This is a genomic window from Chryseobacterium sp. Y16C (assembly GCF_022488405.1).
GTDB classification, from domain to species: domain Bacteria; phylum Bacteroidota; class Bacteroidia; order Flavobacteriales; family Weeksellaceae; genus Chryseobacterium; species Chryseobacterium geocarposphaerae.
The window spans coordinates 3,926,919-3,940,798 of sequence record NZ_CP092711.1; the positions used below are offsets into that span (position 1 = coordinate 3,926,919).

Sequence of the window (13,880 nt, forward strand, 5' to 3'; positions counted from 1 at the left end):
ATTTGGAAACTGAGAGTGACACTATAAAAAGAATTCGTTAAAATAAATAAAAAGAATGCTCTTTAACTCTATAGAATTTTTAATTTTCTTACCGACAGTTTTTATAATATACTGGTATCTTGCCAATAAAAATCTTAAATTTCAAAACAGGTTATTATTTTTAGCAAGTTATTTTTTTTATGCCTGTTGGGATTGGCGCTTTCTTTTTCTGCTGATGTTTTCCACTTTACTGGATTATTTTACAGGTTTAAAAATGCAAAAGGCAGGAAGTTTAAAAATCAAAAGGATTTGGTTTTGGTTAAGTATTATTATCAATCTCGGATTCTTAGGAGTATTTAAATATTATAACTTTTTTGCTGAATCTTTTGCTGATTTTTCTTCTCAAATAGGGTGGAAATCCAGTCCGGTATTACTTAACGTAATTCTTCCTCTGGGAATCTCTTTTTATACTTTCCACGGCCTTTCTTATGTGATAGACGTATATAAAGGTAAAATTAAAGCAGAAAGTAATTTTGTGGACTATGCTCTGTTCGTAAGTTTTTTCCCTCTTTTGGTTGCCGGTCCTATAGAAAGAGCCACCCATCTGCTTCCACAGATCAAAGAGAAAAGAGTTTTTGATTATAATAAAGCGGTAGACGGTTTGCGGCAAGTGCTGTGGGGATTATTCAAAAAAATAGTGATTGCTGACAATTGTGCAGAATTTGCCAATCAGATCTTTAATCACTCTGCAGATATGAACGGAAGTACATTGGCCCTGGGAGCTGTGTTTTTTGCCTTTCAGATTTATGGAGATTTTTCAGGATATTCCGATATTGCTTTAGGTACGGCCAGATTATTCGGATTTGATCTGTTGCGTAATTTTGCTTTCCCTTATTTCTCTAGAGATTTTGCAGAATTTTGGAGACGTTGGCATATTTCACTTTCTTCATGGTTTAAAGACTACTTATATATTCCTTTAGGAGGAAGCAAAGGAGGAAAATGGATGCGGATAAGAAATACATTCATCATTTTTATAGTGAGTGGATTCTGGCATGGGGCGAACTGGACGTTTATTGTATGGGGATTATTAAATGCCATATTCATTATGCCTTCTATCCTTATGAAAACCAATAGGAAAAATTTGGAAATTGTTTCAAAAGGCAGACAATGGCCGACTATCCGTGAATTTTTACAAATACTCATAACTTTTGGGCTAACTGTTTTCGCATGGATATTTTTCAGAGCTGAAAATATGACTCATGCCTGTCAATATATCACTGAAATGTTTTCCGGCTCACTTTTCAGACTGCCTGAATTTGAAGAGAAGAAAAAAGCGGTTATAACAATTCTTCTTGTGATCATTTTTATTCTGGTAGAATGGAAAGGGCGTGAAAATCAGTATGCGATTGAAAAATTAGGTTTACAATGGAGGAAACCTCTGAGATATGCCATGTATTACGCTATTATTATTTCTGTTTTTTGGTTTGGAGGAAATACGGAACAGTTCATTTACTTTCAATTTTGATGAATGATAAAGAAATTTATACTTAAGACAGCATATTTTATTCTTCCTGCAGTATTTCTGTTCGGAATCTCGTTAATTGGGCTGATCAGAACAGAAAGTCCGGATGTTTTAAGAATGGGAATGATTCCCAATATTTATAAACATTACAGGGATCGCTTTGATTTGTCTGAAAAAGAAAATTTTGAAAGATTATCAAAAACAGAAAAAAAGGAATTTGATTTTCTGACCATGGGAGATTCTTTTTCAGAACAGAAAGGATACGGATATAATCATTTCTTAGCAGAAAAATACACAACTTTACATGTTGATGAATTTATTTCAAATAATCAGATTCAGACCTTAATCAACCTTATCAACGGTGATTTTTTTGAACGTTTTACGATTAAATATGTTGTTCTTCAAAATGTAGAACGTCATTTCATCGATAATATCACAGGGATAAACTTTGATACGAAAATAAAGCAAAAGCAAATAGATTCTTTGATTTTAAATCATCATAAGGAATTAAAAGAAAATAAAGCAGATTCTGAATTTTTTTCCAGATCAACCCTTCAGTTTCCGCTTTACTATATGCCTAAATTTTTTATTTGTAAAGACTATCTCTCCAACGATTTAATTTATAATTATAATTTAAATTCAAAAAAATTATTCAGTAATGGGTCTGATAAATTGCTTTTTTACAAATACGATATCATCTCTCTTGCCGAAAGTAATAAAATCTCAAATATCGTTTTGCTAAATAATGTACTCAATAAAATATCTCAAAAACTTCAGGAAAAAAATGTAAAACTCATCGTATTACCTGCTCCTGATAAATACGATATGTATTATGATTACATAGCCAATAAAACAAATTTGGAGAAACCGTTGTTCTTCGAGCATCTTCGGACTCTTAAAAAAGAGTATTTATATATCGATTCTAAAGAAATCCTGAAAAGTCATATGAATAATGAGCAGGATATTTATTTTTATGATGATACCCATTGGTCTCCAGTAGCTTCTCAAATCATTGTCAAAGAGATCGATAGAGTCGTTCATAAAAGATAGAATGAAAACATGAAATTGCGCAATCACTTTCAAGTTTTTACCTTTGCATAATTATGGAAACAAAAACAAAAGCTTCTTCTGAAGTTACACCGCCTTAAGGATTTTTAGTCATCTGTTTTTTTCAAGTCATGAAAAGGCATTATTTATTCTTTTAAAACTTATTTTTAAATCCTTAACAATCAATTTCCAATGGAAAAAGCTTTTAAACTTTTCGACTTTTCGCAAAAAATCAATTATAAAAACGAAATTTTAGCAGGATTTACGGTTGCCATGACCATGATTCCCGAATCGTTGTCATTTGCCATTCTTGCCGGGCTTTCCCCTCTTACAGGTTTGTATGCTGCTTTTATGATGGGATTGGTTACTGCAATTTTAGGCGGTCGTCCCGGAATGGTTTCCGGTGGAGCAGGTGCAACAATTGTTGTTTTAATTGCTTTAATCAAAAGTCATGGGGTAGAATATCTTTTTGCCACTGTTGTTCTTGCCGGAATTTTTCAGTTGTTGGTAGGTGTTCTGAAACTCGGAAAATTTGTGAGATTAATTCCACAACCGGTAATGTATGGGTTCTTAAATGGTTTGGCAGTTATTATTTTTATGGCGCAGGTTGAACAGTTCAAAATTACTGATGCCAATGGAGCTGTAAGCTGGCTTCAGGGAATGCCATTGTATATTATGGCAGGCTTAACAGCTTTAACGATTACAATTGTTTACTTCTTTCCAAAAATCACAAAGGTGGTTCCTGCTTCTCTGGTGGCTATTTTAATTGTTTTTGGGGTTGTTTTAGGATTTGGGATCCATACCAAAACGGTTGCCGATATTGCTCACATCAGCGGTAACCTACCAAGTTTCCATATTCCGGGTGTTCCTTTTTCATTAGAAACCTTACAGATTATTTTTCCATACGCTTTGATTATGGCAGGAGTTGGTCTGATTGAATCATTGCTGACGTTATCAATGGTTGACGAAATCACCAACTCTAAAGGAAATACCAATAAAGAATCCGTAGCACAGGGGTTAGCGAATATTACGAACGGTTTTTTCGGAGGAATGGGAGGTTGCGCCATGGTTGCACAGACGCTGGTAAATTTAAATGCAGGTTCAAGAGCAAGGCTTTCAGGAGTTATAGCATCCATAATGATTCTGATTATTATTTTAGTAGGTGCACCATTTATCGAAAAAATTCCGATGGCTGCTTTGGTGGGAGTAATGATGATGGTGGCAATCAGTACATTTCAATGGGTTTCTATCAGGATCGTCAACAAAATGCCGAAGTCTGACATTTTTGTTGGAATAACAGTGGCTTTAATTACTATTGTTCTTCATAATCTGGCATTGGCGGTTTTAGTAGGGGTAATTATTTCTGCATTGGTTTTTGCCTGGGATAATGCTACAAGAATTCGTGCCCGAAAGTATACCGATGAAAACGGTATTAAATACTACGAAATTTTAGGTCCGTTATTCTTTGGTTCAGTTAGTACATTTACAGATAAATTTGATCCGGTGAATGATCCTGAACAGGTGGTAGTTGACTTCAAAGAAAGCCGGATTGTTGATATGAGTGCTATTGATGCTTTAGACAAATTATCCAAAAGATATGCTCAGCAAAATAAGAAATTACATTTAAAACATCTGAGTGAAGACTGCAGGAAAATGCTGAAAAATGCTGAAGCAGTTATTGAAGTAAATATTCAGGATGATCCGACTTATAAAGTAATGCCTGAGAAGTGATTTTTTTCATGCTTTTTTGGATAGAAGCCATGGAATATAAATAGGCAGTCTTAGATTTAAATGGTATCTTTGGCAGTAAGCTATTCACAATATTTTAATATAAAAACATAGTGAGACAAAATATTTTAGATCTGCATCCGGCATTGGTGTGGGGATTTGCCATAACAGTAGTGGTTATGTTGCTTTTAGACTTAGGAATTTTCAACAAGAAAAGCCATGAGGTTTCTTCAAAAGAAGCTACGATTTGGTCGGTAGTTTGGATTTCTTTGTCTATGATTTTCTCAGGCGTTGTGTATTGGGTTTTCAATGAAGCTGAAGGACACAAACTGGCTGTCGAAAAATTCACCCAATACCAGGCAGCGTATTGGATAGAAAAAGCACTCTCCGTAGATAATCTGTTTGTTTTTATTTTAGTATTCGGATTTTTTAAAGTACCTAAAAATCTCCATCATAAAGTATTGTTTTGGGGAATTATCGGTGCCTTAATATTCAGGGCTATATTTATTTTTGCAGGAATCGGAATTATTAATCTGACATACCTCCCGGAAATGGAGGTTTTTGGAGATCCTGTAAAAATTAATGTCGTAATGACTTTATTCGGTTTATTCCTTGTTTATGCAGGGATAAAATCATGGGGAGGCCATGATGATCAGGAAGATGAAAATTATAGTGATTCTGCCGGTGCAAAGCTGGTAAAAAGTTTTTGGAAGGTTTCTTCTACCTATGACGGGGATAAATTCTTTACTGTTCAAAACGGGATAAAAATGGCGACTCCGCTTTTAGTGGTGGTTGCCGTAATCGAATTTACGGATGTTCTTTTTGCAGTAGATTCTATTCCTGCCATATTTGCGATTTCAAATGATCCTTTTATCCTTTATACATCAAATATTTTTGCCATTTTAGGATTGAGGTCCCTGTATTTCTTATTGGCCAATTTCATTTATATGTTTAGCAAATTGTCGTATGGTTTGGCAATTATTTTAACCTTCATTGGAGTGAAAATGCTGATCGCTCCGTGGATTCATATTCCATCTCCGGTTTCTTTAGGAATTGTAGGAGGTGTTTTACTGATTTCCGTAATCGTTTCGATGCTATTTCCGGATAATAAAATGAAAAAACAACTGGAAGAAAATGAAAATATCTAGGCTTTACTCAATGTAAAGCCTTTTTTATTTATACTTTAAAAGCTTATTGATTTTTTTTCTTGTCTGCAGAGAAACTTTATACGCTTCATCCCTCAATTTCTGAATTTTCCCGACCGGCTGAAAGATTTCTGCACTTTCAAACGGATTAAAAGACAATAATTCATTGTCGCAGCCGTCTGAACTTTGAAATGCATTTCTTTCAAATCTTATTTTTCCCAACTTTATGAATGGGGAGTTTTTCCATTCAATATTTAATTGATTGATCGGTTGGTATTTTAGATCATAACAGAGCTGAATAAAAACTTCTGCCTCATAGTCATTATTTTCAAAATAGTTTTTAACAGACTTCTTTATCTCCCTTCTTGTCCCGGATTTTTTCTGAATGCTTTTTGGGCTTATGTTTATTTTGATCATTTTATCATCAAGCCTGTATGCGCCCACTGAATAATAATCAAAGGATAGGATAAAGTCATTTCTTTTCAGGAAAAGCCCAATACTATGTTTTATAAAAGAGAATGTCAGCAAAGAAGGAACTACTTTCCATAGATTCCTTATAAATGATGTCCAGTTACCCCATTTTTTAGCATAAAATTTATTGATAGCTGTAAACATTTTTAAAAATGCAGAAACAGAATTGGTGGGAAACAACGGGAAATTTACCAATGGATAATTGGAGATCGTACGTCCGGCATCATCTTTTATCTTGATCGAAAAACCATACGCCGGAATATCTTTTTTGTTCTTTTTTATTTTCAGATTGGCGTTGGAAAGTCTGGCAATAATATCATATTTTTCCTTATCAAAAAGATATTTTAAATCTTGCGGAAGATGAGAATCAATAATAAAATATCCTGACAAAACAGCGTAAGTTTTTGCATGAGCATTTCTGGTAGCATAGTTGACATCACTTATAGAAGGAGATTGTTCTACAAAATCAGCGATACTTTTCTTCGTTTCTTCCAGAAGTTGCTTTTCTTCATACGAAAGTTTGTCGAAGTTCTTGTTATATTTTAGTGGATCTGGCATTCAGTTTTTAAATCCAATTATAACGCCAAGTTTCCAAAATGCTGTTAACGCAGTATTAATGATATTTGAACTTTTTGAGGGTGAGGAAATAATTTTAAAGAAATTCAGTTATAATAGATTGAATGTAAATTGATTAATTGATGTGTTTTTGAATAATACAATCAAAATGACTTATTCTTTTTCAACTTCTTTCTTCCCATCTTAAAATCTTATCTTTGTAAAAATATTTAATTATGGGAGTAGCAGATTTGTTATTTAAGCGTAAAAAAGAACTGGCAGAGAAAAACCTGAAAGACGGTAAAGAATATATGGAAGAATATGGGAAAAGAGAAAGTGTTGTTACTTTGCCAAGTGGATTACAGTATGAAATCATTACGGAAGGCGAAGGTGCAAAACCTGGTCCCAGATCTACCGTAAAATGCCATTATCACGGAACGACAATTACTGGGAAAGTTTTCGACAGTTCTGTAAAAAGGGGGACACCAGCTTCTTTTCCGCTAAACAGAGTAATTTCAGGATGGACAGAAGCGCTTCAGCTTATGTCTGTAGGTAGTAAATGGAGACTGATCATTCCTCCGCATTTGGCATATGGAGACCAGGAAATCAGCAAAGAAATAGGTCCGAACAGTACACTTGTTTTTGAAGTGGAACTATTAGGAATTAAATAGTCTGTCCTTAAAAATAGCTTAAAAATTCACCTGAACCCAGGTGAATTTTTTTATTTATAGTATATTAGTGTAAGTTTGTTTCCGCTTTTATAGCTTACTTAAAACATAAATACAACGATATGAGAAAGCTGTTTTACGTTTTGACCATTTTTAGTTTTTTAACGTCTTGTGTTTCCAAGAAAAATCAGGCAATCAAACAAAATATTCTTACTCTAAGAGACAGCTATTGCAAAGCTCCTTTTAAATATAATTATACCAATAAACTGCCGTCATACAATTCAGACTCTATTCTTCTGGCGAATAAGGAATTAAAAGGAATTTTTTCTGATCAGAGTATTTTAATCCTGAATGCGCTGAATAATCTTGATGAGGTTCATAAAATTATTGATCTTAAAAAAGATTCATCTTTGAGCGCTCAGGTGAAAGTTTTGCAGCTGAAAAGTGTGATTAATAGTAAAATAACCATTGCGTTGACAGAATTGGATGCAGTGGCTGCAGAATTTGACTGTGAAGGTGAAAGAGTAGCGCAAATTGGAAATTACGTAGATAATCTGAATGATTCGCGAAATAACAAGATGATTTTATATTCTATTATTACGGGTGCAGCGGCATCTATTGCAGGCGGAATTGTCAAAAGTGATGCATGGAGCAGCGCAATAGATATTAGCGGAGGTGCTGTAGGTGCCGGTTTGGGACTGGCTACCCTTAATCCTAAGGGAAGAAAAGTAGAATTTATTCATCAGAGAAACCTTTTGCGGGATATATGGAATGGAAAGCTGGAGTCTCCTAATTTTCCTCCGTTCATTTGGTATATGTACACCGAAAAAAAGTTTTCAAACAAAGAACAGCATTCCATTATCAGCAGCATGAGAGAGAGATGGCTTCATTATCAGTTTGACGACGATAAAAACGCAGCAGATCATTCGGTGATTTTTAGTGACGGAGGATACTACAGAGCCAATGATCTTCATAACAGGGCAGCAATGCTTAACCAGATGCAATCGGCTACAAGAACCATTAATCAGAATATTAATTACCTGCTTTTAGACCTGGATAAATTAATTTTATAAGTTAATTGTAATAAAATTTGTTACAATTAAAAATTTGTTTATCTTTGCATAAGTAAAATGAACAATACAAGATTTGCTACGGCAATACATATTATGACTTTATTAACGAAATTTCCTCAGGATTGGCTAAGTTCTGAGTGGATTGCGGGCAGCATCAATATAAATCCTGTTATCGTACGTAAAGAAATCAGTGTGTTGAGAGAAGTAGGGCTAATTGTGAGCAAACAGGGAAAGGAGGGGGGAAGCCAGCTTTCTAAAAATGCAGAATCGATCAGTATTTCTGAAATTTATTCGGTAGTGAAAAATACTGATGTGCTGGGAAAGAAAAATCAAAATCCTAATCCTTCCTGTAGTATAGGAAAAGAAATTAATCAACATTTACATAATTTATTTATAGAAACAGATCAACTGGTTTTGAATTTCTTAGGAAATAAATCGCTTCAGGAATTTAGTGATCAGTTTGAATAAAATTTTTTAATCATAAATGTAACAAAATTTATTACAATTTAATTTTAAATCATATGAAAAAAGTAGCAGTAATCGGTGCAACCGGGTTTGTGGGAACACAAATAGTGAACGAATTAGCAAACAGAGGATACAAAGTAGAAGCCATTGTAAGAGATGCTTCTAAAGTTCAGCAAAACGAAAATGTATCCGCAAAAAGTGTTGATGTGAAGAATGTAGACGAACTGGCGGAAGCTTTAAAAGGTAATGACGCCGTAATCAGTGCTTTTAACGCAGGATGGACGAATCCTAATCTTTACGATGATTTCTTAAACGGTTCAGTAAGCATCGAGAACGCGGTTGAAAAATCCGGGATAAAAAGGTTCATTACAGTAGGAGGAGCAGGAAGTTTATTTATTGATGGAAATCAATTGGTAGACGGACCAGATTTCCCAGCCGAAATTAAGCCAGGAGCAACCGCTGCAAGAGATTATTTAAATAAGATCAAAGAAAATAAAACGTTAGATTGGACCTTCTTCAGCCCTGCTATTGAAATGCATCAGGGAACTGCAGGAGTAAGAACAGGAAAATACAGAACAGGTTTAGAAAATCCGGTTTTTAATGAGGAGGGAAGAAGCGTACTGTCTGTAGAGGATGTTGCTGTGGCTTTAGTAGATGAATTGGAGCAGAATAATCATATTCGTGAGCGTTTTACAGCGGGTTACTAATGAACTCTTGTAAATATATATTTAATTTTCGGGGCGGCACCTTTGGTGCCGCCCCGAAATTTTTTAACCATTAAATGATTTATAAACTCATAAACAACTTCGGATTAACCGGAGTATTGTTTTTGTGTACTTCATAATGAAGATGTGGCCCGGTAGAACGTCCGGAATTTCCAGACTTCGCGATGACTTCTCCCACTTTTACTTTATCATTAACCTTAGCAATAAGCTGGGAAAGATGTCCATAGAGTGTTGCTAAACCATTTCCATGAGAGACAATCACACAATTTCCGTAACCGCCTTTCTGACCTGAAAAAATTACAGTTCCTGCAGCAGCAGCTCTTACGTCGGAACCAAATGCAACGGCAATATCCAGTCCTTTATGGAATTGCATTTGATCTGATTCAGCAGGAGGATTGTTTTTTTCTGTAGTAGTAGTTTTAGAAGTTGCTGCAACAGGAGATTTTCCAGAAGTTGAGTTGGTAGCAGCAGATGCTTTAGGGGTCACCATTACCTTTATCTCTCTTTTGTTTCCGTAGCTGTCGGTGACTTCAACGATTTTTTCTACAGGTTCGGCTTTTACTTCAGGAGCCGGAGCGGAAGCCGTAACAGGCGTTGCAACACTAGGTTTTACAGATGCGTACACTGTTTTAAAAGGGATAGGATTTTTTCTGACACCGAAATTGGATGAAATATATCCGTCTGTAGGCATTCCCAGAGGAACCTGCATCAGTTTGTTTTGAAGATCCATTAAATATTGGCTGTATCGGTTGGCCTGTTTTGCAAGATACACGGAGTTAGAAATGCTGTCTTTGCTCAGAACTGTCAGTTTTCCATTGCTGATGTCCTTTGATTTTAAGAAGGAATTCAGTTCGTTTACAGTTTGATCTACTAATGCAAGATCAGTTTTCATTTTCAGATAATCTACACTGTCTCTTTCAGTGTTTATTTTTACAAGATTTACTTCATAGCTTTTATTATCCTTTTCAGAAAATAACTTTGCAATGAATATACCTTGTGCAAAAACTACTAATAAAAGTCCGCCTAAGACGAAGTTTACGTTCTTTTTGCTGCTTAGAAATCTCTTCATTTTTTCTTTTCTTAGTATTTAAAACGGTTTTAAGGTTGCAAATTTAATTAAAAATAATTTTTTAAGAATATTTGTAGTAAAAATTTAGTTTTTTATCTATTTAACGCTTAATTAGATATTTAATTGTGTACAAGTGTTAATTTTATCTAAAAATGGCTTTTATCATGTGATTAAAACTCTTATGCAATCTAGGTTTTAATATATTTGCAGTTCACAATCAATTATGGCAAAAAAGAAAATAACATCAGAATCTTCGAGTTCCAAAAAGAATAAAAATGATATTTCTGTAGGCGTTGTAGGAAGCGGAAGTTTTGCAACGGCAATTGTAAAAATGCTTGTGGAAAACTGCAAAGTAGTGCATTGGTGTGTAAGAAATGAGTTTGTGAAAGGAGCCATCGAACTTCGCGGACATAATCCGACTTATCTTACCGCAGTAAATTTTAATCTTAAAAATCTAAAGCTTACAACAGATATCAATGAACTGGTTTCTGCCTGTGATATTATTGTTTTAGCAACACCTTCCATTTATCTTTCAGATACCATGGATAAAATGAGTTGTGAATACACAGACAAGATCTTTGTTTCAGCAATTAAAGGGATTATCCCTAAAGTAAATGATGTGGTCGCTCATTATCTGAGAGATGAATTTAAGATAGGATTCCGAAATCAGGCAGTTATTGCAGGACCTTGTCATGCAGAGGAAGTTGCAATGGAAAGACTTTCTTATCTTACCATTGCCACAGTAGAGGATGAAATTTCAGAAAAACTGGTAAGTATTTTTAATTCGGATTTTATTAAAGTTCATTCCAGTAAAGATATTTTAGGAAATGAATACAGTGCAATTCTGAAGAATATTTTTGCGATCGGAGCTGGAATTGCAAGCGGATTAGGATATGGAGATAACTTTACCGCTGTTTTTGTTTCTAATGCTATCCGAGAAATGGAAACATTCCTGGAAGCAATCTATGAAGCACCACGAGACGTTAACGAAAGCGCTTATTTAGGAGATTTATTGGTAACGGCTTACTCTTTATTCTCAAGAAACAGAAACTTAGGAAACCTTATCGGAAAAGGGTATACGGTAAAATCGGCAATCCAGTCGATGAACATGGTGGCGGAAGGATATTATGCAGCCGATTCTATCTACAAAACTTCAAAAGAAAAAGGTTTAAAGCTTCCAATCGTTGATACAGTTTATGGAATTCTGTATGAAGGAAAAAATGCGGAAAAACAATTCAAAAAGCTGACTACAAAGCTGAACTAAATCGAATATAAAAAATAGTAAAGGCATCGGCAATTTTGTCGGTGCTTTTTATTTATAGATTCAATTTCAATCAATTGATATTTTCCATTGTAATTCTTTTCGTGAAAAAAAATGTTGAAAACGGCAAAAATAAGATGCAAAAATGAAATCTATTTTAAGAAGTTTTCCCGAAATTTGATATAAAATTTGAAATTATGTCACAATCGCTTATTAGCAGAACACCGAAACCCAAATATGACGTTGTACTGATAGGTGGCGGAATCATGAGTGCCACTTTAGCAACATTACTTCACGAATTTGATCCTAATCTCGAAATTGCAATTTTTGAAAGATTAGGCAGATTTGCAAAAGAAAGTACCGCAGCGTGGAATAATGCAGGAACAGGACATTCTGCTTTTTGTGAGCTTAATTATACCCCTGAAAAAGAAGACGGCTCAATAGATATTTCAAAAGCTGAAAGTATTGCGGAGCAGTTCGAAATTTCAAAACAGTTTTGGTCATATTTAGTAAATAAAGGATATATTAAAGATCCTAAAGATTTTATCAATTCTTGTCCGCATATGAGTCTGGTATTTGGTGAAAAAGATGCCGAATATCTCAGAAAACGTCATGAGAAATTATCAGAATCGGTTTTATTTCATGGAATGGAATTTTCTACCGATCATGAGAAACTAAAAGAATGGATTCCTTTAGTAATGAGCAAAAGAAACGGATCTGAAGTATTGGCTGCGACCAAAATGGATCTGGGTACTGATGTGAATTTCGGAACTTTGACAAGAAAAATGGGAAGACACTTATTAGAAGATTCCAATGTTGAAGTATTCTTATACCATGAAGTAAAAGATGTTGATCCCAGAAATGACGGAAAATGGGAAATGAAAGTGAAAGATAGAATTCATAGTCACAAGCAGGAAGTTGTAGCTGATTTTGTATTTATTGGAGCAGGAGGGTATGCTTTACCATTGCTTGATAGTTCAGATATTAAAGAAAGTGAAGGATACGGAGGTTTTCCGGTTTCCGGACAATGGCTTGTTTCTCACAATCAGGAACTGGTAAAAAAACATCAGGCAAAGGTCTACACTCAGGCAACAGTAGATGCTCCGCCAATGTCAGTTCCCCACTTGGATTTAAGAATTATTGATGGTGAAAAAGCGCTTCTTTTTGGTCCTTTTGCAGGATTTTCTACCAAATTTTTGAAAGAAGGAAGCTATCTTGATTTACCTGAAAGTGTCAATACGAAGAACTTAAGATCTCTATTTGGAGCTTGGTGGCATAATATTCCTTTAACAAAGTATCTGATTCAGCAGGTGGCAATGACCAAAGCGCAAAGAATGCAGCATCTGAGAGAATTTATAAAAGATGCCAAAGAAGAGGACTGGGAATTGAAAGTTGCCGGACAAAGAGTACAGATCATAAAAAAAGACGAAAAAGAAGGCGGAAAACTGGAATTTGGGACAGAAGTTGTCGTTAACAAAACCGGAACTATCGCTTCATTATTAGGAGCTTCTCCGGGAGCTTCTACCGCAGTATATGCTATGCTACAGGTTCTTGAAAAATGCTTCCCTGAAAAGCTTGAGGGAGAATGGAAAGAAAAATTGTTAGAAATGATTCCCTCTTATGGACAAAAACTAGCGGAACATCCTGAGCTTACAGAAAAAGTAAGAAGTTACTCTAAAGAGAAGCTGGAATTAGAATATTAAATAACAAACAGAATAGATAATGGGTAATGTAACAATTACTCATTATTTATTACTCATGATCATAAAATAAACGTGGCCGAAACAATCACAAGACCTATTATAGAAAAAGAAATTCTGGAATCTCTTCAAACGAAAGTAGAAGAGGAAAAGCAGGTTATTGTTCACTGCTGCTTTCCTGCATCACCGTTTCTGGGAAATCTTATCCGGATCTGGAGATCAACTTACCTTTTTGATAACAATTCTGACCATAAAAGTCACCTGATCCATGCGGAAAATATTTCAATATATCCCAACTGGACGCCGGTTCCCTTTATGAAAGACTTTTGGTTTACTCTTGTCTTTTCCGGACTTCCCAAAGATTGTAAAAGTTTTGATTTTCAGGAGGTCATTCCGGAAGAAGGAGGTTTTTTTGTACAATCCATTAAAAGAAATTCGTCTGATATCTATAAAATTAAAATCTCCGAATAAC

Annotated in this window: 13 protein-coding genes; 11 read left to right on the plus strand and 2 right to left on the minus strand. The window is 34.8% G+C overall.

Annotation, left to right across the window (positions count from 1 at the left end; translation table 11 throughout):
- Window positions 1-55 precede the first annotated feature (55 nt).
- The 4 genes from MKS83_RS17790 (at window position 56) to MKS83_RS17805 (ending at window position 5,424) form a co-directional block, all read left to right on the plus strand.
- Window positions 56-1,504: an MBOAT family O-acyltransferase gene (locus MKS83_RS17790; RefSeq protein ID WP_240580716.1), complete on the plus strand. Its 1,449-nt coding sequence runs from the start codon at window positions 56-58 to the stop codon at window positions 1,502-1,504.
- A gap of 3 nt (window positions 1,505-1,507) precedes the next feature.
- Window positions 1,508-2,551: an alginate O-acetyltransferase AlgX-related protein gene (locus MKS83_RS17795; RefSeq protein WP_240580717.1), complete on the plus strand. Its 1,044-nt coding sequence runs from the start codon at window positions 1,508-1,510 to the stop codon at window positions 2,549-2,551.
- A 189-nt stretch (window positions 2,552-2,740) separates the two neighbouring features.
- Window positions 2,741-4,279, plus strand: coding sequence for a SulP family inorganic anion transporter (locus MKS83_RS17800; protein WP_240580718.1), 1,539 nt, complete (start codon window positions 2,741-2,743; stop codon window positions 4,277-4,279).
- A gap of 110 nt (window positions 4,280-4,389) precedes the next feature.
- A complete protein-coding gene (locus MKS83_RS17805; protein WP_240580719.1) occupies window positions 4,390-5,424 on the plus strand; it encodes a TerC/Alx family metal homeostasis membrane protein in 1,035 nt (344 codons plus the stop codon).
- A 24-nt stretch (window positions 5,425-5,448) separates the two neighbouring features.
- Here the strand turns inward: MKS83_RS17805 and MKS83_RS17810 are convergent, their stop codons facing one another.
- Window positions 5,449-6,450, minus strand: a complete 1,002-nt coding sequence (locus tag MKS83_RS17810) for a catalase (RefSeq protein ID WP_240580720.1) — start codon at window positions 6,448-6,450, stop codon at window positions 5,449-5,451.
- Between the two features lie 233 nt (window positions 6,451-6,683).
- Between MKS83_RS17810 and MKS83_RS17815 the strand changes: the two genes are divergently transcribed.
- From MKS83_RS17815 to MKS83_RS17830, 4 genes are all read left to right on the plus strand, one after another.
- On the plus strand, window positions 6,684-7,118 hold the full coding sequence (locus MKS83_RS17815; protein WP_240580721.1) for an FKBP-type peptidyl-prolyl cis-trans isomerase: 435 nt from the start codon (window positions 6,684-6,686) through the stop codon (window positions 7,116-7,118).
- A gap of 119 nt (window positions 7,119-7,237) precedes the next feature.
- Entirely contained in the window at window positions 7,238-8,188 is a 951-nt protein-coding gene (locus MKS83_RS17820) for a hypothetical protein (protein WP_240580722.1), read from the plus strand.
- Window positions 8,189-8,245: 57 nt separating this feature from the next.
- Entirely contained in the window at window positions 8,246-8,656 is a 411-nt protein-coding gene (locus MKS83_RS17825; protein WP_240580723.1) for an Rrf2 family transcriptional regulator, read from the plus strand.
- A gap of 53 nt (window positions 8,657-8,709) precedes the next feature.
- Complete coding sequence (locus MKS83_RS17830) at window positions 8,710-9,360, plus strand: NAD(P)-dependent oxidoreductase (RefSeq protein ID WP_240580724.1); 651 nt, start codon at window positions 8,710-8,712, stop codon at window positions 9,358-9,360.
- A gap of 79 nt (window positions 9,361-9,439) precedes the next feature.
- Here the strand turns inward: MKS83_RS17830 and MKS83_RS17835 are convergent, their stop codons facing one another.
- Window positions 9,440-10,447: a M23 family metallopeptidase gene (locus MKS83_RS17835; RefSeq protein WP_240580725.1), complete on the minus strand. Its 1,008-nt coding sequence runs from the start codon at window positions 10,445-10,447 to the stop codon at window positions 9,440-9,442.
- 223 nt (window positions 10,448-10,670) lie between these two features.
- Between MKS83_RS17835 and MKS83_RS17840 the strand changes: the two genes are divergently transcribed.
- From MKS83_RS17840 to MKS83_RS17850, 3 genes are all read left to right on the plus strand, one after another.
- Window positions 10,671-11,711 carry an NAD(P)H-dependent glycerol-3-phosphate dehydrogenase gene (locus MKS83_RS17840; protein ID WP_100378220.1) on the plus strand — a complete coding sequence of 347 codons (1,041 nt, stop codon included), beginning with the start codon at window positions 10,671-10,673 and terminating at the stop codon, window positions 11,709-11,711.
- 194 nt (window positions 11,712-11,905) lie between these two features.
- The gene (gene mqo, locus MKS83_RS17845; RefSeq protein WP_240580726.1) at window positions 11,906-13,411 is read left to right on the plus strand and encodes a malate dehydrogenase (quinone); all 1,506 of its coding nucleotides are present in this window, start codon (window positions 11,906-11,908) and stop codon (window positions 13,409-13,411) included.
- Window positions 13,412-13,483: 72 nt separating this feature from the next.
- Complete coding sequence (locus MKS83_RS17850; RefSeq protein ID WP_240580727.1) at window positions 13,484-13,879, plus strand: hypothetical protein; 396 nt, start codon at window positions 13,484-13,486, stop codon at window positions 13,877-13,879.
- The last annotated feature ends 1 nt before the right edge of the window (window position 13,880 follow it).